Consider the following 17,590-nt stretch of genomic DNA (forward strand, 5'->3'; position numbering starts at 1 on the left):
GAAGCGCCGAGTCGGCGCATCCTCGCAAGTTGTCTGCGAAGATGCGCCGACTCGCGCCTCTGAGCGTGCGAAGATGCGCCGACTCGTCAGACGGGGACGAGCTCGACGGCGCCGACGGCGTAGCGGGCCAGGATGGTCCGGGCCAGCTCTGGGTGGGCCCCCAGTGGCTGGGCGACCGCGACGGCGCCGGCCTCGAGTGCGAGCTCAGCGGCCCGGTCCGGCAGCCAGCCCGGCGCCAGGAACAGCGAGGCGACGGCGATGTGCCGGCGGCCCTGGGCACGGAACGCGCGGACCGCCTCGCCGGTGGCCGGCGGGGTGGCGGACGCGTACGCGGCCACGACCGGGAGCTTGTGGTGGGCGCCCCAGAGGCGAGCCAGGCGCGCCACGGACGCGTTCGCCAGCGGGTCGCTGGAGCCGGCCGCAGCCAGCACGAGGGCGTCGAGCTCGCGGACCCGGGCCTCCTTCAGCGCGGCCCTGAGCCGCTCGTCGAGGATCTCCAGGAAGCGCGCCTCGTGGCCGAGCACCGCGGTGGCGCGGATCTTGACCAACGGGTGACGCTCGCTGGCCGCCGCGATCACTGACGGGACGTCGACCTTCGCGTGGTAGGCCTCGGTGAGCAGCAGCGGGACGACGACGATCTCGTCGTGGCCCTCGCGGACGAGCTTGTCGACGACCTTCTGGAAGCCCGGGGAGGCGAGCTCGAGGAAGGCCTCGGCGACCCGGAGCTCGGGGCGCTGCGCGCGGACCTCCTCGACGAGAGCGGTGATGGTCGCCGCGGAGCGGGGGTCGCGTGAGCCGTGCGCCAGGGCGATGAGAGCGGGAGCAGCCATGGTGTGCCGCCTTTCGTGCTACGAGAGGGTTCTGCCGAACCGGGGGAGGGGGATCAGGTGTGGATGCCGCACTCGGTCTTGCCGGTGCCTGCCCAGCGCCCGCTGCGCGGGTCCTCGCCGGGGGCTACTCGGCGCGTGCACGGCGCGCACCCGATGGAGGGATAGCCGTCGTAAGCGAGCGGGTTGACGAGTACGCCGTTCTCGGCGATGTAGCGCTCGACCTGCTCGTCGGACCATCGGGCCATGGGCGAGACCTTGACCTTGCCCTTCTTCGCATCCCAACCGATGACCGGCGCGATCACGCGGTTGTGGGTCTCTGCGCGGCGCAGACCGGTCGCCCAGGCGTCGTACCCGTCGAGCGCCTCCTGCAGGGGCTGCACCTTCCGCAGCTTGCAGCACAGGTCGGGGTCGGTCCGGTAGAGGTCCTTGCCGTACGTCGCGTCCTGCTCGGCCACGCTCTGGGTCGGCGTGATGGTGATGAGGTTGACGTCGAGCGTCGCGGCGACCGCGTCCCGGGTGCCGATGGTCTCCACGAAGTGGTAGCCGGTGTCGAGGAAGACCACGTCGATCCCGGGCACCACAGAGGCGGCTAGGTGGGCGAGAACGGCGTCGCCCATCGACGAGGTGACGCAGAAGCGCTCCCCGAACGTCGCGGCGGCCCACTCGATGATGGTCTCCGCCGGCGCGAGCTCCAGCTCTGCGCCCCAGTGCGAGACGAGCTCGCGCAGCTCCTCGGACGAGCGTCCGTCGGTGTGGGCGCCCTTGAAGCTGCGGGCCGCCAGTGTGGTCGCGGTGCTCATACCGCCACCGCCTCGAGGACGTTGTCGCCCCGGAGGAGCTCCTCGTCGGCACGGGCGACCCAGGCCGCGAAGTGCTCACCGTCGCGCCGGTCCGCGAGGTAGTTGGTGACGACCGCCGTGACGTAGTCGTCCAGGCCGGCGCTGGTCACCTTGTGGGCGCGCAGCTTGCGGCCGAAGTTGGCCTCGAGCCCGGTCGCGCCACCCAGGTGCACCTGGAAGCCCTCGACCTGGTCGCCGTTCTCGTCCATGACGAGCTGCCCCTTGAGGCCGATGTCAGCGACCTGGGTGCGAGCGCAGGCGTTGGGGCAGCCGTTGACGTTGACGGTGATCTGGGCATCGAGCTCCGGGAAGCGCCGCTCCAGCTCGGCGATCAGGTCGGCCGAACGCTGCTTGGTGTCGACGATGGCCAGCTTGCAGAACTCGATACCGGTGCAGGCCATCGTGTTGCGCCGCCAGTTGGACGGGTGGGCGGACAGCCCGATGCGGTCGAGGCTCGCGACGAGCGAGTCGAGCCTGTCCGGCGCGACGCCGAGGATGACGATCTTCTGGTACGGCGTCAGGCGCGCGCCGGCCGCGCCGTGCTGCTCGATGACGTCGGCCAGCTGGACCAGCAGGGTGCCGGAGACGCGGCCGACGGTCGGTGCGACACCGACGTACAGGTTGCCGTCCTTCTGCTCGTGAACGCCGATGTGGTCACGGTGACCGAGCGGCGACTCGGGCGAGGCGTTGTCGACGAGAGGCCGTCCGAGGTACTCGTTCTCGAGGACCTCGCGGAACTTCGCCCGGCCCCAGTCGGCCACGAGGAACTTCAGGCGCGCCTTCGACCGCAGCCGGCGGTAGCCGTAGTCGCGGAAGATGCCCGCGACGCCCTCCCATGCGTCCGGGACCTCGTCGAGCGGGATCCAGACGCCGAGCTTCTCGGTGAGGTGCGGGTTGGTCGACAGGCCGCCGCCCACCCACAGGTCGAAGCCGGGGCCGAGCTCCGGGTGGACCGTCCCGACGAAGGCCACGTCGTTGACCTCGGGGGCCACGTCGTGCGAGGGGTGACCGGTCAGCGCGGTCTTGAACTTGCGCGGGAAGTTCGAGAAGCGAGGGTCACCCAGGAAGCGGCGCTTGATCTCCTCCAGCGCGGAGGTGCCGTCGATGATCTCGTCCTTGGCCACGCCGGCGACGGGGGAGCCCAGGAAGGGTCGCGGGCTGTCACCGCACGCCTCGAGCGTCGAGAGTCCGGCCGACTCGAGCTTCTCCCAGATCGCGGGGACGTCCTCGATCTCGATCCAGTGGTACTGGATGTTCTCGCGGTCGGTGACGTCTGCGGTGTCGCGGGCGTGGTCTCGACCGATCTCGCCGAGCGCGCGTACGGCGGCCGCGGACAGCAGTGCACCGTCGGTGCGCACCCGCATCATGAAGTAGCGGTCGTCGAGCTCCTCCTCCTCGAGCACCGCGGTCTTGCCGCCGTCGATGCCGGGCTTGCGCTGGGTGTAGAGGCCCATCCAGCGGAAGCGGCCGCGCAGGTCGGCCGGGTCGATCGAGTCGAACCCGCGCTTGGAGTAGATGTGGAGGATCCGGTCCCGCACGTTCAGCGGGTCGTCGTCCTTCTTGGACTGCTCGTTCTTGTTGAGCGGCTCGGTGAACCCGAGTGCCCACTGACCCTCGCCGCGCTTCGGGCGGGGGATCTCGGTGCGCTGGGCGGACTCCGGCTTGTAGCGCAGGTCAGGCATGAGGAAATCACGGTCCTTCGCTGAGGCGCCGCATCGTGCGGCACGGACAACCGTCGGTGAGAGGAGGGGTCGGGGCGGTCAGCGAGGCCAACACATCATGCTGCGGGTGCGCCCGAAGTCCACGTGGCGACGTACCACGAGGTGGGCGTGAGTTGCAGCAGTGACCATGTCAAGGAGTCTCAGCCCTCGGACCGGCGTCCCACAACTAATGATCTCATGATGTGGGACTGTCGACCACGATGTGAGACGATCCGGCGTCCCTCCAGCGGGGCCTGCGACGCAGGTCACACAACGTCCGACCAGCGGGTGGGATTGGAAGCCCCGCGTCACCCTCACTAGGCTCGGTCCCATGGCCGACCTCAACGCCCTGACGAGCAGCGCATACACCCAGGCTCTGGAGGTCATCGCCTCCGTCGAGCCTCGCATCGCCGAGGCGACTCGGCAGGAGCTCGCCGACCAGCGGGCCTCCCTGAAGCTCATCGCGAGCGAGAACTACGCCTCGCCTGCGGTGCTGATGACGATGGGCACCTGGTTCAGCGACAAGTACGCAGAGGGCACGGTCGGTCACCGGTTCTACGCCGGCTGCCAGAACGTCGACACCGTCGAGGCGCTCGCCGCCGAGCACGCCCGAGAGCTGTTCGGCGCCGAGTACGCCTACGTCCAGCCGCACTCCGGCATCGACGCCAACCTGACGGCGTACTGGGCGATCCTCGCGCACCGCGTCGAAGGCCCGTGGCTCAGGAACGCCGGCGTCAAGAACATGAACGACCTCTCCGAGGCCGACTGGGAGCGGCTGCGTGGCGAGCTGGGCAACCAGCGCCTGCTCGGCATGAGCCTCGACGCCGGCGGCCACCTGACCCACGGCTTCCGCCCGAACATCTCCGGCAAGATGTTCCACCAGCAGCAGTACGGCACCGATCCCGAGACCGGGCTGCTCGACTACGACGCGCTGGCCGCGAAGGCGCGCGAGTTCAAGCCGCTGATCATCGTGGCGGGCTACTCGGCCTACCCGCGGCGGGTGAACTTCGCGAAGATGCGCGAGATCGCCGACGAGGTCGGCGCGACGCTCATGGTCGACATGGCGCACTTCGCCGGCCTGGTGGCCGGCAAGGTCTTCACGGGCGACGAGGACCCGGTCCCGCACGCCCACGTGGTCACCAGCACCTCGCACAAGTCGCTGCGCGGCCCGCGCGGTGGCTTCATCCTGGCCACGGAGGAGTACACCCCGTCCGTCGACCGCGGCTGCCCCATGGTGCTCGGCGGCCCGCTCTCGCACGTGATGGCAGCCAAGGCCGTCGCGTTCGCCGAGGCACGCCGCCCCGACTTCCAGACCTACGCCCAGAACATCGCCGACAACGCCCAGGCGCTCGCCGAGGGCTTCCTCAAGCGCGGCGTCAACCTCGTCACCGGCGGCACGGACAACCACATCGTGCTGCTCGACGTCTCGTCGCTCGGCATCACGGGACGGCAGGCCGAGTCGGCTCTGCTCGACTCGGGCGTGGTCACCAACCGAAACTCGGTCCCCTCCGACCCGAACGGTGCGTGGTACACCTCCGGCGTCCGGCTCGGCACCCCCGCGCTGACCACCCGTGGGCTCGGCGCGGACGAGTTCGACCAGGTCGCCGAGCTCATCGTGAACGTCCTGAGGAGCACCTCGCCCGGCACGACGTCGGCGGGCGCACCGTCCAAGGCGTCGTACGTCATCGAGGACGGCGTCGCCGCGAAGACGAAGGCCGCCGCGGCGGAGCTGATGGACAGGTTCCCGCTCTACCCCGGGCTCGACCTCAGCTGAGCACGAGGCGCCGGAGGACGCGGTCCAGTGCGTTGACCACGTACTGGGCCGCCTCCGCGCTCAGCACCAAGGGCGGCTTGATCTTGAGGACGTTCTTGTAGTCGCCGGTCGGCTGGACGATGCACCCCTCGTCGAGCATCGCCTCGCACACCAGGCGCGTGAGCTCGGTCGCGGGTGCGAACGTCTCCCGGTCGGACACCAGCTCGACACCGAGGTAGAGGCCGAGCCCGTGCACGGCCCCGATGACGTCGTACGTCGACGCGAGCGACTCGAGCCCGCTCCTCAGCGCGTCGCCGACCGTCTTCGCGTTCTCCTGCAGGTGCTCGCTCGCCATCACGTCGAGCACCGCGAGGCCGACCGCCGAGCTGACGGGAGAGCCCCCTGCCGACGAGAAGAAGCTCCCCTCGGCGGCGAACGCCTCGGCGATGGCACGCGTGGTGATCACGGCCCCGAGCGGCTGGCCGTTGCCCATCGCCTTCGCCACCGTGATGATGTCGGGCACGGCGCCCTGCTGCTCGAAGCCCCAGAAGTGGTGGCCGAGCCGGCCGTAGCCCATCTGCACCTCGTCGCTGATGCAGACGCCGCCCAACGCGCGGACGCGGTCGTAGACCCCGACGAGGTAGCCGTCGGGCAGCAGGACGCCACCGCCGTTGCCGAAGATCGGCTCCAGGATCACGCCCGCGAGGTGGCTCGTGTCGAGCCCGGCGAGCTGTACGTCGAGGTCGGCGAGGTAGCCGGCGGCCGCGCGTGGGCCGCGATGCGTGCCGCGGATGGCGTTCGGCGCGTCCATGAGCTCGACCCAGTCGGGTCGGGTCGACAGGGCTCGCGGGTTGTCGCCCAGGCTCGTCGTGACGGCGTCCGAGCCGATCGTCCAGCCGTGGTAGGCCTCGCGTGCGGCGAGGATGCGCGGGCGGCCGGTCGCCGTCGTCGCCAGGCGGAGCGCCAGGTCGACAGCCTCGCTGCCGCTGTTCACGAGGAACACCTGGTCGAGGCCATCGGGAGCCAGGTTGGCGAGCCGCTCGGAGAGCTCGACGGCCGCACCGTAGTGGAACCGCGAGTTCGTGTTCAGCAGTGACCACTGCCGGGCGGCCGCGGCGGTGAGCGCCGGGTGGGCGTGGCCGGTCGTGGCGACGTTGTTGAGCACGTCGACGTAGACCTGGGCCCGGGTGTCGACGAGGTGCTCGCGCCAGCCGCGCTCGATCTGGGGCGGAGCGTCGAAGTAGTGCTCCTGGACCGTCGCGAAGTAGGCGTCGCGCCGAGCCAGCAGTCGCTCCGGATCCGGCTCGGGCACGGCCACGTCGAGCCCGAGGAGAGGGGAGGGGTCGGGGGAGAGCCGACGCCACACCTGTGCCGCGTGGGGCGTGACGTACGCCGGCGGGCGACCCGGCAGCGCGCTCACCTGGATCGTGATCACCGGCTCGACCGTCGTGCCGTCCTCGTCGACCCCGTCGACGAGGACGCCGGCCGGGACGGCGTCGAGCCGCGTGCCGATCGGCAGCGCGACCTGGACGCCGAGCGCCAGGACCCTCGCGGTGTTGCGCCGGGCGAGAGGGATCGCCCGGGTGAGTCGGTACTCGCCGTACCGCGTGACGGTGCCGGGCCGGAGCAGCCGTCGCTCGATGTCCGGGTCGAGCCAGGCGCCCGCGTCGAGCAGGGGGCTGGTGGTCGACAGGTCGAGCGGAGTCAGGGCCGAGTGGACCAGGCGCGGGAGCCTCGGAGTGGTGAGCGGCTGACCGCTGGCACGGACGAGCCAGGTCATCTCCTCGAGGTCGAGCGCGGCAGCTCGCTCGAACGCGCGGACCTCGTCGGTCTGGCGTGCCTGCGTGTAGTCGTTGCCGCCGTCGAGCGTCACCTGCTCGGCGCTGCTGGCGACGACGACGGCGGTGCGGAGGACGACCAACGGCCAGAGTGCGGTGAGCTCGGCGTCGGTCAGCGGCGCGCGCTCCGCGAAGGCCTCGACGACCGCGAGCACGGCCGTGACGTCGTCGCCGGTTTTGCCGAGGACGCTCGAGGCGGTCACCGCGAGCTCCGCGACCCGCCAGCTCGTCATGACGTCTCCGAAGTCGATCACCCCGACCGTGCCCTCGTCGTCCGACACCGCGTTGTCGTCGGTCAGGTCGCCGTGGATCACCTGCTCCGGCAGGCTCTCGACGACTGCACGCAGCCGATCGCTCGCGGGCACGGTCGCGGCGAGCACCTCGTCGCGGACGCCGGCAGGCAGGTGCGGCTCCAAGGACGTCAGCACGTCGCCGGCCAGGCGCAGGTCCCACTGGCTGCGGCGCTCGGTGCCGGGGTGTGCGAACCCGGCCAGCGCCGCGACGAGCGCCCCGGCCGTGCGGCCGAGCAGCCGGCACCGGTCGACGCCGAAGCCGTCCAGCTCCAGCAGCGGCGTGCCCGCGACGTAGGTGAGCACCCGCGCCAGCAGTCGTTGGCCGCCCAGCTCGACGGTCTCGACGGCCTCGCCGGACAGGGCCGGTACGACGCCCGGCACGCGTAGCCCGGCCCCGGCCGCGACGGCGAGTGCAGCGTGCTGGGCGTCGAGCTCGGCACGCGCCGTCGCGGCGTTGGCCAGCTTGACGACGACAGTGCCCGTGGGGGAGTCGATGCGGAAGTTCCGGTCCTGCTGGCTGCCGAGCTCCACGATGGGGCCGGTCAGCCCCCACAGCCGTGCGGCGATCTCCGCCGCCTCGTCGCACGTCGCCACCGGCCTCGCCAGGCCACCCAGGTCGGTCATGTCGGGATCATCTCGCACCGGCCGCGCGTGCGGCTGGCCGGGCGCTCACGGCTTGCGCCACACCGAGACGTGCTTGGTGCTGTCGTCGGTGAACAGGGTCCGGTCCCAGTCGGCGTAGCGCGCTTCGAGGTCGAGTCCCGCGATCCGTGCCATCAGGTCGAGCTCAGCCGGCCAGGCGTAGCGGAAACGGCCGGCGCTGCGCCGATAGCGGACGCCCTCCGACGAGGACTCGCGGGTGAAGTGGTGGGAGACCAGGTGCTGGGTGACGAGCTCGAACGTGTCGAAGCCGAGGTGGCGGTCGGAGACGTCGAAGGGCACCGCGTCCTGGCCCGGCGGCAGCGATCGGAGGGGAGGGACGCTGAGCTCGACGACGAACCGGCCCCCGGGGCACAGGTGGCGGGCAGCGTTGCGGAAGCACTCGACCTGCTCGTCCTGGGTCAGCAGGTTCGAGATGGTGTTGTAGACCGGGTACACCAGCGTGAACTCGCCCTCGACGCGTGTGGTCGCCATGTCGCCGACCGTGACCGGGAGCGCGGCGGCGTCGACCTTGGTGCGCAGCTGCGCCAGCATCGCTTCGGAGAGCTCGATGCCCGTGACCGGCACACCGCGCTCCAGCAGCGGTACGCCGACGCGGCCGGTCCCGATCGCGAGCTCGAGCGCCCTCCCGTCACCGGCGAGCGTCGCCAGCAGGTCGACCGTCGGGTCGAGGACGGCGGCCGTGAACATCGGGTCCTCCGGGTCGTCGTACCGCTGCGCTGTCGCCCGGTCCCAGATCTCGCTGCTCGTCACCGGTCGAGACTGCCGCAGTCATGCCGTCGGGGTCGACGCCTTTTGCGCTCCGGACGGACAGTTGAGCCCGTCTGGCGACGGTGGGACGATGGGTGGTCCGGCGACGAAGCCATGGGATGCGACGCCGCGAACCCGCGTGAGAAGGCCACCATGAGGAAGCCACTGCGGTGCCATCTGTCCCTGCACTCCTGGCGGAAGGTGAGCACCGAGGACGGCTCCGGCCAGTTCCGCCGGTGCCGGAGGTGCGGCAAGGAGCAGGAGCCGGCGGACCCGCCCCACTGGAGCGCCGGAGGTGGCGGCTGAGGCACGGCCCACGCCCTCACGCCCCCTGGGCGAGCCGGCGCCACCCGCCTGCGCGGTTGTTCGCAACGATCGCCCGTAACAGCTCGATCAGGGCTGCCCGGTCGAACCCGTCGCCCTCGTAGATCTGGATCGCCCGGGCGGTTGCGTTGTCGTGTCCCTGGTTGATGATCCGGTGCGGGTCGGGCACGGTCGGGTCGTACAGGAACAGGTTGACGTGGTCCTTCGTGGCCAGCAGCGCGCAGACGTTCCCTTCCAGCACGAAGTACGGCCGCACGGTGCGCTTGACCGTCTCCTGGATCTCAGGGTCCGCCTCGTGGACGGTGCGGCGCAGCTCCGTGCAGAGTTCGCGCTGCCAGTCGGGCAGGTCGGCGAGGTAGGCGTCGACCCCGGGATGGCGACGGGGATCGGCTGGTCCGCCCATGAGCCGACCCTAGTGCCTGACCCGCCACCACGCTCTGCCCGACCACCCCGTCACGAGCAGGGTCCGCGCAGGGAGAATGCGGGCTGTGATACCGGACAGCGCCGATGACTACGAGATCGACTTCGAGATCGGCCGGATGGACCTCGACCGCGTCCACGCCTGGCTGTCGACCGACGCGTACTGGGCGCTCGGGCGGACCCGGGAGGCGGTCCACACCGCCGCGCGCCACTCCTTGAACATCGGGGCGTTCACCGCGGACGGGCGCCAGGTGGCCTACGCGCGCGTCGTCACCGATCACGCGACCTTCGCCTGGCTGTGCGACGTCTACGTCGACCGTGATCACCGCGGCCGCGGACTCGGCAACCGGATGGTCGAGGCCGTGGTCGAGCGACTGCGACCGATGAACCTCAGGCGCGTCCTGCTCGCGACACACGATGCTCACGACGTCTACGCCCGTGTCGGCTTCGTGCCGATGCCGCACCCCGAGCGCTTCATGGTCCTCGCCCAGCCGGACTGACGCCTGACAACAGCGGCTTCGTCGGCGCACACTGGAGGTGGCGAGTCAGGGCGGGCCATGGACGACAGTGAGCGACTCCGAGAGTTGCACGACACGTACGTGTGGGAGGTCAACGCGGCGGTCGGCGAGGGACGCCTCGACCTCGTCTGGCAGTTGGCGGACGAGTTCCTCGACGAGGTGTTGGAGCTCCTCACCTCCGATGAGGAGATGACCTGTGGGCGGGCCGACTGCCTGGTCTGCAACCGACCCCGCCCGCCGGAGGCGGCGCCGCGTCCGCGCCGATGGACCTGGCGCGGCCGCCGCCAGCGGTGAGGTGCCCTGCGGTCTACTCCGCGTCGAGCCCGTGCTCGATCGCGTAGCGGGTCAGCTCGACGCGGTTGTGCATCTGGAGCTTGCGCAGCGTGTTCTGCACGTGGTTCTGCACGGTGCGGTGCGACAGCACGAGTCGCTCGGCGATCTGGCGGTAGGACATGCCCTTGGCGACCATCCTCAGCACCTCGGTCTCGCGGTCGGTCAGTGCCGACCCGGCCCTGTCGTCGGGCGGTGCCTCGGACCGGCGCTGGAACTCGCCCAGCACGAGCCCGGCGAGGCCGGGCGTGAAGACCGCGTCACCGTCGGCGACCCGGCGTACGGCGGCCAGCAGCTCCGCACGCGAGGCCGACTTCACCAGGTAGCCGGTCGCGCCTGCCGTCACCGCCGCCAGGACGTCGCCCTGCTCGCCCGACGCGGACAGCACGAGCACCCGCACCTCCGGCTCCAGCCGCACGATCTCGGTGGTGACCTGGACGCCGTCGGGGGCCGGGATCTGCAGGTCGAGCACGACGACCTGCGGGCGTGTCGCCGCGAAGCGGACCAGCGCCTCGCGGCCGGTCGCGGCCACCGCGACGACGTCGTAGCCCGCCTGCGCCAGGTCGCGTTCCACGGCGTCGCGCCACATCGGGTGGTCGTCGACGACCATCACCCGCACCGGGTCCGCCTGATCGCTCACGACGCCGCGCCCAGGTCCTGAGCGGAACGCGGCACGACGATCTCCCACTCGGTGCCGAACGAGCCCGTGACCAGCGCCGCCGTGCCTCCGAGCGCGGCGATGCGTCCTCGGATCGACTCGCTGACGCCGAGCCGACCCTGCGCGACCGCCTCCTCGAGCCGGCCGGCGGGGATCCCCGGGCCGTCGTCGCGCACGGACAGCTCGACGCGGTCGGGGTAGGCCTGCAGCAGCACCCAGGCCCGCGCGTCGTCGCCGACGTGGTGCCGCACGTTGTCGAGGCAGGCCCCTGCAGCTGCCACGATCTCGTGGGCCACGGCGGCCGGCAGCTCGACCGGGAAGGCGGGCGCCGACACGGTGATGGTGCCGGAGCGCTCGAGCCGCCCGAGCTCCGAGACGAGGTCGACGTTCTCCTCGCCGACCTCGCCGACCTCGGCGACGTCCTCGGCACGGATCAGTCGACGCAGCTCGCGTTCCTGCTCCCCGGCGAGCCTGCCCAGCTCGGCCAGCTCACCGCCCAGCTCGCCGCCGCGCCGCTGCACCAGTGCGAGGACCTGGAGCACGCCGTCATGGACCACACGGGCCAGCCGAGCGCGCTCGGAGGCCATCGCCGCTGCTCGCTCGGCGGCGTCACGCTCGGTGGCCATCCGCTGCAGGGATCCGCACATGAAGCCCACGATCGAGCCACTGATGACGAGCAGGAACGCGTTGTTGTAGTCGGACTGCCGGATGTGCTCGCGCAGCGTGAGGTCGACGACCGCGAAGAGCGTGCCGGCGGCCAGGCCGCCGATCATCCGGTAGTGGATCGACCACGCGAGCAGTGCGCCGACGATCCAGAAGCCCGGCACCGTCGCCCGGAATGCGTCGCCCTTGACCAGTGGCGTCGCCAGCAGCAGCGCCAGCGCCACGGCGAGGTCGGCCGTCAGCAGCACGACGGTACGCCGGCGCGGCTCGGCGTACGCCCAGATGGCGTAGCCGGTCCACAGCACCATGACGGCGATGCAGCCGGCCCCGGCGACAGGGTGGTCGAAGTTGCCCGCGCGGTAGACGTTCAGCCCGATCGCGTTCACGAGGACGATGACGCGCAACACCGCGAGGGCCCGGAAGAGCCGGTTCTCGACGGCTGTCGCGGCGGGCGACGACCACGTGCTCACACGCGGCAGTGTCGCACCTGAGTACGCGTGCGGATGCCCGGTTGGCGCGAATCCACCGAGACTCCCGTCATGGATACTCCCAACACCAAGAACACCACCGCCTTCTACGCGCAGTCGGCCGTCGCCTTCGGCTCCGCTCTGCTGGCCATGCTGGGCGCCATCTACTACCTGCCGGGCGACGGCTGGCCGAAGGCGTTCCTCGCCCTCGGCACGCTCTTCCTCACGACCTCGTCGTTCTCGCTGGCCAAGTGCGTCCGCGACGCACAGGAGACCCAGTACGTCGTCTCCCGCCTCGACCAGGCGCGGGTGGACAAGATCCTCGCCGACCACAACCCGTGGAAAGAGGCCAACTGACTCCACCTGGCGACCGCTCAGCGCTCCAGAGCCCGCCGCACGAGGCTGACGGCCTCGTCCACCGTCAGGCCGAGCGCGCGGACGCGCTCGGCGTAGGTCGCCGCAGCCGCCCTGCCCTCCCGCTCGACCCCCGCGCCGGCGACGAAGCTGCCCGCCCGCCCCCGGGTCTCGATGAGGCGTGCCTGCTCGAGCTCGCGGTAGGCGCGGGCGACGGTGTTCGCCGCGACTCCGAGGTCGTCGGCGAGGTGTCGCACCGTCGGCAGCCGTACGCCGGCGGCCAGCTCGCCGCGCTCGATCCGCGTCGCGATCTGAGCGCGGATCTGCTCGTACGGCGGCTCCGGCGCGTGCGCGTCCAGGGTGATCACGACGGACATCCTTCACGCATCCACGAGGTCGGGGCGACGGATCGTGAACCACGAGATCACGCCACCTGCGGCGAGCAGCGTCGCGCAGGCGACCATCGCCTCGTGGAACGCCCCGTCGAAGGTGGTCGGGTCGGCGTACTCCCCGCCGTGCAGGCCGACGGCGATCGGCAGGGCCGCCACGGCGAGGAGGGCGCCGGCCCGGGCGACCGCGTTGTTGACCCCGCTCGCGATCCCGGCGTGCTCGTCGGGCGCGGCCGCCAGCACCGTGGCGGTGAGGGGGGCGACCATGAGAGCCAGCCCCAGGCCGAAGACGATGACGGCGGGCAGCACGTCGAACACGTAGCTCACGTCGGGCCCGATCCGCAGCATGAGAAGCACCCCGACCGCCATCACGAGCGGGCCGACGGTCATCGGGATCCGGGGGCCGATGCGCTGGCCGAGCCGGCCGCCGGCGGGGGCGAGGAACAGCATGATGATCGTCATCGGCACGAAGGCGGCGCCGGCGGCCAGTGCCTCGTAGCCGCCGACGGTCTGCAACTCGATGACGACGAAGAAGCTCAGGGCTCCGAGCGCGCCGTACACCAGCAGCGTCATGGCGTTGGAGGCGCTGAACGTCATGTTGCGGAACATCTCGAGGCGCAGCATCGGCTCCGGCTCGTGGGCCTCCGCCACGATGAATCCGACCCCTGCAGCCACGCCGAGGAACGCCGCTACCCAGCCACCCGGTCCGCCCCACTCGATCAAGGCGTACGTCGTCGCGCCCAGCGTGACCGCGGCGAGGACCGCGCCCACGACGTCGAAGTGGGAGGACGCCCGCGGGTCGCGCGTCTCCGGGACCGTCCTGACGGCAATGAGGACGGTCACGGCCGCCAACGGGAGGTTGAGCAGGAAGATCCAGCGCCAGTTCGCATAGTCGACGAGCGCGCCGCCGACGAACGGCCCGATCGCGGCCGCGATGCTTCCGAGCCCTGACCAGGCACCGATCGCTGGAGCGCGCTCGTCGGGCGCGAAGGCGCCCTGGATCATCGCGAGGCTGCCCGGCGTCAGCAGTGCGCCGCCGATGCCTTGAAGCGCGCGGGCGGCGATGAGGATCTCCGGGTTCGGCGCGACGCCGCACAGCAGCGACGCGGCAGCGAACCACACGACGCCGACCACGAACACCCGCCTGCGGCCGAACCTGTCACCGAAGGACCCGCCCAGCAGGATCAGGCTCGACAGCGTCAGCAGGTAGGCGTTGGTGATCCACTGCAGCTGAGCGAGGCTCGCGCCCAGGTCCCGGCCGATCGTGCGCAGCGCGACGTTGACGACCGTCCCGTCCAACATCGCCATGCCGGAGCCGAGCGTCGCGGCCGCGATGACGGCACGGCCGACAGGTGTGCCCATCCGCACCGCTGAGGTCTCCGGGACGGTCATGGGCACGACGCTAACCCCTCACCCTCCCGCCGAGACGTCAATCCCCACGGTCCGAGACGTCAATCGACAGTGACGGATTGACGTCTCGGACCGTGGGGATTGACGTCTCGGCGGGAGAGAGGGGAGGGGAGGGGAGGGGGTGGGTCAGAGGGTCGGGGTGGTGCGGGCGACGATGGCGGCGAGGTCTCCGCCGGCGAGGGCGCCGTACGTGCCGCCGGCGTACGACCCGGCCTCGGCGCCGAAGCGGGATGCGCAGAACACGTCGGCCACCTCGGCCGACGCGTAGCGCACCAGGAGCGAGCCCTGCAGCACCGCTGCCATCCGGCCGGCGAGACGCCGGGCCGAGACCTCCATCGCATCGGGAGCGAGCGACCCGAGCATCCCGAGCAGCGAGTCGATCGCTGCGTCGAGCCTGGCATCGGCCCCACGGGCGCGTCCGACCTCGGTGAGATAGGCGTCGAGCACCTCCGGCTCGCGGCTCAGCGCGCGCAGGACGTCGAGAGCGTTGACGTTGCCCGAGCCCTCCCAGACGGAGTTGAGGGGCGCCTCCCGGTAGAGCAGCGGCAGCCCGGACTCCTCCACGTAGCCGTTGCCGCCGAGGCACTCCAGAGCCTCGGCGACCAGGGCGGGCGTCCGCTTGCACACCCAGAACTTCGCCAGCGGCAGGCCGATCCGGCGCAGCGCGGCCTCGTGGGGGTCGGAGAGCCGGTCGACCGACTCGGCGAGCCGGATGGCCAGAGCGGTCGCGGCCTCCGACTCGACGGCCAGGTCCGCGATGACGTTCTGCATGAGCGGCTTGTCGGCGAGAAGCCCGCCGAACGCCGACCGGTGCGCGACGTGCCAGGACGCCTCCGCCACCGCGCGCCGCATCAGCGAGGCCGACCCGAGCACGCAGTCGAGCCTGGTGGCGGCGACCATCTCGATGATGGTGCGCACGCCGCGTCCCTCGTCGCCGAGCCGGAACGCGACCGTGCCGTCGAGCTCGAGCTCGGAGGACGCGTTGGACCGGTTGCCGAGCTTGTCCTTGAGCCGGACGACGTCGAGCCGGTTGCGGGTGCCGTCCGGAAGCACGCGGGGGAGCACGAAGCAGGTCAGGCCCCCCGGCGCCTGGGCCAGGGCGAGGAAGACGTCGTTCATCGGTGCCGAGGTGAACCACTTGTGGCCGTGCAGGGTGTAGGTGCCGTCCGCCCCCGACGCTGTGGTCGGCCGGGCCTCGGTGACGTTGGCCCGCACGTCGGACCCGCCCTGCTTCTCCGTCATGCCCATGCCGGCGAGCGCCCCGAGCTTCTGCGACGCCGGTCGTACGCCCGGGTCGTAGGTGCGGGAGGCCAGCAACGGCGTCCACTCCTTCGCGAGCGCCTCGTCGGCGCGCAGCGCGGGGACCGCGGCGTACGTCATCGAGATCGGGCACCCGTGTCCCGGCTCGGTCTGCGACCAGGCGAAGAAGCCGGCGGCGCGGCGTACGTGCGCGTGCCGGCCGTCGTCGGTGGAGCTGTCGGCCTCCCACGGTGCCGCGGCGAGGCCGTGGCCGACCGCGCGCTCCATCAGCCAGTGCCACGACGGGTGGAAGGCGACCTCGTCGATACGGTTGCCGTAGCGGTCGTACGTCGTCAGGACCGGCTCGTTGGCATTCGCCAACATGCCCTGCTCTCGCGCCTCCTCGGAGCCGGCCTCGAAACCGAGCGGCACCAGCGACTCGAGCGTGGCCGTCGAGGCGTGCCGGACCACGGCCTCGGAGAGCGCGAGGTCGGCCGTCACGACGTTGTGGCCGGCCAGCAGCGGCGCCTGGTTGAGGACGGTGCGGATCCCTCCGCCGGATGCCAGGGTCATGCCACTACGGTAGTGGCGTGCCAGACGATCAGCGCGCCGACTCCGCCTGGCGAGGGTCGGTGGACGACGCGCCCGGCGCGGGGCGTATCGCCCTTCCTGAACACGTCCGCTCCCCGTGGTGGCAGCTCAGCCGGCGCGTGATGATCGCGCTGTTCATCCTGATCGGCGTCGTGCTCATCGTCTTCCTCGATCGCGACTCCTACCGCGACGCGAACGGCGACAACCTGAGCCTGATCGACTCGGTCTACTACACGACGCTCACGCTGACCACGACCGGCTACGGCGACATCGTGCCGACGTCCGACCACGCCCGGCTGATCAACGCCTTCGTCATCGCACCGGCCCGCATCGCGTTCCTGGCGCTGCTGATCGGCACCATCATCGAGGCGCTCGCCGTCCGCGGCCGGGAGCAGATGCGGATCACCCGCTGGAGGAAGAAGATGGCTCACCACGTCGTCGTCGTCGGCTACGGCACCAAGGGGCGCAGTGCCGTCGACACGCTGCTCAACAACGGGCTCGAACGCGAGTCGATCGTCGTCGTCGACCCGAGCAAGACGGCCCTCGAGGAGGCTCACTCCGACGGGCTCGCCGTCGTCACGGGCAGCTCGACCCGGCGCGACGTTCTCCACCGTGCGGGCATCGCGACGGCCGACCAGGTCATCATCACCACCGACCGGGACGACACCAACGTGCTGACCACGCTCACCGTGCGCCAGCTCAACCCGGACGCCTGGATCGTCACCGCGGCCCGCGAGCAGGAGAACGCGCCGCTGATGAAGCAGTCCGGCGCCAACTCGGTGATCACGTCCTCGGACGCCGTCGGCCGCCTGCTCGGGCTCTCGTCGCTCTCACCGACGCTCGGCCTGGTGATGGAGGACCTGCTCACGTACGGCGAGGGCCTCGAGGTGGCCGAGCGCGACCTGCTCGTCGGCGAGGTCGGCAAGCAGCCCCAGCAGCTGCCCGACCAGGTGATCGCGGTGGTCCGCGACGAGCGGGTGTTCCGCTACTTCGACCCGGTCGTGACCCAGCTCGCGCGGGGCGACCGCCTGATCGTCGTCCGGCCCGCGAGGGAGCTCGCGTGGGCGCCGCGGCCCGGCACGCACGGTGAGGACCTGGCGGACGAGGACGTCTGAAATGTACTGAACCGCCGGGGTCTCGGGTCCCCAGCGGTTCAGCGAGTAGGACTCTAGCCGCCAGGCGGCGCGTGCCCAAGCGGATCCGCCCAGGCGTGGCGAAGATGACTCGGATGGGGGGTGCGGATAGTCCGAACGGACTATGCCGTGCCCCGGCGCACCGAACGGGCCCGTCGGCGGGTGATCCGCTGGCGACGCAGCCTCCGGACGAGCAGCGCGTCGTGCTCCAGCGCCTCGGGATCGTCGATGATCTCGGCGAGAGCCCGGTAGTAGTCGGCAGCGTTCACGCCGAACCGGTCCCTGATCGCGTCGTCCTTCGCCCCGCCGTGCGACCACCACGTGCGCTCGAAGGAGAGCACGTCGGCGTGGCACGTGAGGAGGTCGCGGGCGCGTTCGCTCATGCCGCCAGTCTTCCAGCCGCCCCTCTCGACGAGACCGTGGGGTGTGAG

General features: G+C 71.3%; 18 protein-coding genes. 6 read left to right on the forward strand and 12 right to left on the reverse strand.

Features of this window, described 5'->3' with window-relative positions; all coding sequences use genetic code 11:
* Positions 1-86: 86 nt before the first annotated feature.
* From ABD205_RS22120 to ABD205_RS22130, 3 genes are read right to left on the reverse strand one after another with little or no spacing between them, the layout of a single operon-like run.
* Complete coding sequence (locus tag ABD205_RS22120; protein WP_344048723.1) at positions 87-830, reverse strand: sirohydrochlorin chelatase; 744 nt, start codon at positions 828-830, stop codon at positions 87-89.
* Between the two features lie 53 nt (positions 831-883).
* The gene (locus tag ABD205_RS22125; protein ID WP_344048725.1) at positions 884-1,630 is read right to left on the reverse strand and encodes a phosphoadenylyl-sulfate reductase; all 747 of its coding nucleotides are present in this window, start codon (positions 1,628-1,630) and stop codon (positions 884-886) included.
* Entirely contained in the window at positions 1,627-3,351 is a 1,725-nt protein-coding gene (locus tag ABD205_RS22130; protein ID WP_344048727.1) for a nitrite/sulfite reductase, read from the reverse strand. The genes ABD205_RS22125 and ABD205_RS22130 overlap by 4 nt, the downstream gene beginning before the upstream one ends.
* 349 nt (positions 3,352-3,700) lie before the next feature.
* On the opposite strand from ABD205_RS22130, the gene ABD205_RS22135 reads away from it, so the two are divergent.
* Entirely contained in the window at positions 3,701-5,143 is a 1,443-nt protein-coding gene (locus ABD205_RS22135) for a glycine hydroxymethyltransferase (protein WP_344048729.1), read from the forward strand.
* On the opposite strand, the gene ABD205_RS22140 is transcribed toward ABD205_RS22135, so the two are convergent.
* Entirely contained in the window at positions 5,136-7,877 is a 2,742-nt protein-coding gene (locus ABD205_RS22140; RefSeq protein WP_344048731.1) for an aminotransferase class III-fold pyridoxal phosphate-dependent enzyme, read from the reverse strand. The two genes, ABD205_RS22135 and ABD205_RS22140, sit on opposite strands and share 8 nt — an antisense overlap.
* Before the next feature lie 45 nt (positions 7,878-7,922).
* A complete protein-coding gene (locus ABD205_RS22145; RefSeq protein ID WP_344048733.1) occupies positions 7,923-8,666 on the reverse strand; it encodes a class I SAM-dependent DNA methyltransferase in 744 nt (247 codons plus the stop codon).
* Between the two features lie 150 nt (positions 8,667-8,816).
* On the opposite strand from ABD205_RS22145, the gene ABD205_RS22150 reads away from it, so the two are divergent.
* Positions 8,817-8,969 (forward strand): hypothetical protein, encoded by a 153-nt coding sequence (locus tag ABD205_RS22150; protein WP_344048735.1) that lies wholly within the window; start codon positions 8,817-8,819, stop codon positions 8,967-8,969.
* A 16-nt stretch (positions 8,970-8,985) separates the two neighbouring features.
* On the opposite strand, the gene ABD205_RS22155 is transcribed toward ABD205_RS22150, so the two are convergent.
* On the reverse strand, positions 8,986-9,390 hold the full coding sequence (locus tag ABD205_RS22155; protein WP_344048737.1) for a DUF1801 domain-containing protein: 405 nt from the start codon (positions 9,388-9,390) through the stop codon (positions 8,986-8,988).
* Positions 9,391-9,475: 85 nt separating this feature from the next.
* Between ABD205_RS22155 and ABD205_RS22160 the strand changes: the two genes are divergently transcribed.
* On the forward strand, positions 9,476-9,907 hold the full coding sequence (locus ABD205_RS22160) for a GNAT family N-acetyltransferase (RefSeq protein ID WP_344048739.1): 432 nt from the start codon (positions 9,476-9,478) through the stop codon (positions 9,905-9,907).
* Positions 9,908-9,964: 57 nt separating this feature from the next.
* Positions 9,965-10,219, forward strand: coding sequence for a hypothetical protein (locus ABD205_RS22165; RefSeq protein ID WP_344048741.1), 255 nt, complete (start codon positions 9,965-9,967; stop codon positions 10,217-10,219).
* Between the two features lie 13 nt (positions 10,220-10,232).
* On the opposite strand, the gene ABD205_RS22170 is transcribed toward ABD205_RS22165, so the two are convergent.
* Both ABD205_RS22170 and macS read right to left on the reverse strand, forming a co-directional pair.
* Positions 10,233-10,865, reverse strand: coding sequence for a response regulator (locus tag ABD205_RS22170; protein WP_344048898.1), 633 nt, complete (start codon positions 10,863-10,865; stop codon positions 10,233-10,235).
* A gap of 26 nt (positions 10,866-10,891) precedes the next feature.
* Positions 10,892-12,046 carry a MacS family sensor histidine kinase gene (gene macS, locus ABD205_RS22175; RefSeq protein ID WP_344048743.1) on the reverse strand — a complete coding sequence of 385 codons (1,155 nt, stop codon included), beginning with the start codon at positions 12,044-12,046 and terminating at the stop codon, positions 10,892-10,894.
* 69 nt (positions 12,047-12,115) lie between these two features.
* Between macS and ABD205_RS22180 the strand changes: the two genes are divergently transcribed.
* The gene (locus tag ABD205_RS22180; protein WP_344048745.1) at positions 12,116-12,400 is read left to right on the forward strand and encodes a YiaA/YiaB family inner membrane protein; all 285 of its coding nucleotides are present in this window, start codon (positions 12,116-12,118) and stop codon (positions 12,398-12,400) included.
* A gap of 17 nt (positions 12,401-12,417) precedes the next feature.
* Here ABD205_RS22180 and ABD205_RS22185 read toward each other — a convergent pair whose 3' ends face one another.
* From ABD205_RS22185 to ABD205_RS22195, 3 genes are all read right to left on the reverse strand, one after another.
* Entirely contained in the window at positions 12,418-12,765 is a 348-nt protein-coding gene (locus ABD205_RS22185; protein ID WP_425573095.1) for a GntR family transcriptional regulator, read from the reverse strand.
* Between the two features lie 12 nt (positions 12,766-12,777).
* Entirely contained in the window at positions 12,778-14,178 is a 1,401-nt protein-coding gene (locus tag ABD205_RS22190) for an MFS transporter (protein ID WP_344048749.1), read from the reverse strand.
* Between the two features lie 144 nt (positions 14,179-14,322).
* Positions 14,323-16,008: an acyl-CoA dehydrogenase family protein gene (locus tag ABD205_RS22195; protein WP_344048751.1), complete on the reverse strand. Its 1,686-nt coding sequence runs from the start codon at positions 16,006-16,008 to the stop codon at positions 14,323-14,325.
* Positions 16,009-16,067: 59 nt separating this feature from the next.
* On the opposite strand from ABD205_RS22195, the gene ABD205_RS22200 reads away from it, so the two are divergent.
* Positions 16,068-17,141 carry a potassium channel family protein gene (locus ABD205_RS22200; RefSeq protein WP_425573098.1) on the forward strand — a complete coding sequence of 358 codons (1,074 nt, stop codon included), beginning with the start codon at positions 16,068-16,070 and terminating at the stop codon, positions 17,139-17,141.
* Between the two features lie 140 nt (positions 17,142-17,281).
* Here ABD205_RS22200 and ABD205_RS22205 read toward each other — a convergent pair whose 3' ends face one another.
* The gene (locus ABD205_RS22205) at positions 17,282-17,542 is read right to left on the reverse strand and encodes a DUF3263 domain-containing protein (protein ID WP_344048756.1); all 261 of its coding nucleotides are present in this window, start codon (positions 17,540-17,542) and stop codon (positions 17,282-17,284) included.
* Positions 17,543-17,590: the final 48 nt, after the last annotated feature.

It is taken from the genome of Nocardioides panacihumi, from assembly GCF_039530925.1.
GTDB lineage: Bacteria > Actinomycetota > Actinomycetes > Propionibacteriales > Nocardioidaceae > Nocardioides > Nocardioides panacihumi.

Excerpts from the sequence above, each read along its gene's own strand:
- ABD205_RS22130 (WP_344048727.1), bottom strand. The coding sequence starts at position 3,351 with ATGCCTGACCTGCGCTACAAGCCGGAGTCCGCCCAGCGCACCGAGATC.
- ABD205_RS22150 (WP_344048735.1), top strand. The coding sequence starts at position 8,817 with ATGAGGAAGCCACTGCGGTGCCATCTGTCCCTGCACTCCTGGCGGAAG.
- ABD205_RS22205 (WP_344048756.1), bottom strand. The coding sequence starts at position 17,542 with ATGAGCGAACGCGCCCGCGACCTCCTCACGTGCCACGCCGACGTGCTC.
- ABD205_RS22195 (WP_344048751.1), bottom strand. The coding sequence starts at position 16,008 with ATGACCCTGGCATCCGGCGGAGGGATCCGCACCGTCCTCAACCAGGCG.
- ABD205_RS22155 (WP_344048737.1), bottom strand. The coding sequence starts at position 9,390 with ATGGGCGGACCAGCCGATCCCCGTCGCCATCCCGGGGTCGACGCCTAC.
- ABD205_RS22180 (WP_344048745.1), top strand. The coding sequence starts at position 12,116 with ATGGATACTCCCAACACCAAGAACACCACCGCCTTCTACGCGCAGTCG.
- ABD205_RS22135 (WP_344048729.1), top strand. The coding sequence starts at position 3,701 with ATGGCCGACCTCAACGCCCTGACGAGCAGCGCATACACCCAGGCTCTG.
- ABD205_RS22140 (WP_344048731.1), bottom strand. The coding sequence starts at position 7,877 with ATGACCGACCTGGGTGGCCTGGCGAGGCCGGTGGCGACGTGCGACGAG.
- ABD205_RS22165 (WP_344048741.1), top strand. The coding sequence starts at position 9,965 with ATGGACGACAGTGAGCGACTCCGAGAGTTGCACGACACGTACGTGTGG.
- ABD205_RS22125 (WP_344048725.1), bottom strand. The coding sequence starts at position 1,630 with ATGAGCACCGCGACCACACTGGCGGCCCGCAGCTTCAAGGGCGCCCAC.
- ABD205_RS22170 (WP_344048898.1), bottom strand. The coding sequence starts at position 10,865 with ATGGTCGTCGACGACCACCCGATGTGGCGCGACGCCGTGGAACGCGAC.
- ABD205_RS22190 (WP_344048749.1), bottom strand. The coding sequence starts at position 14,178 with ATGACCGTCCCGGAGACCTCAGCGGTGCGGATGGGCACACCTGTCGGC.
- ABD205_RS22120 (WP_344048723.1), bottom strand. The coding sequence starts at position 830 with ATGGCTGCTCCCGCTCTCATCGCCCTGGCGCACGGCTCACGCGACCCC.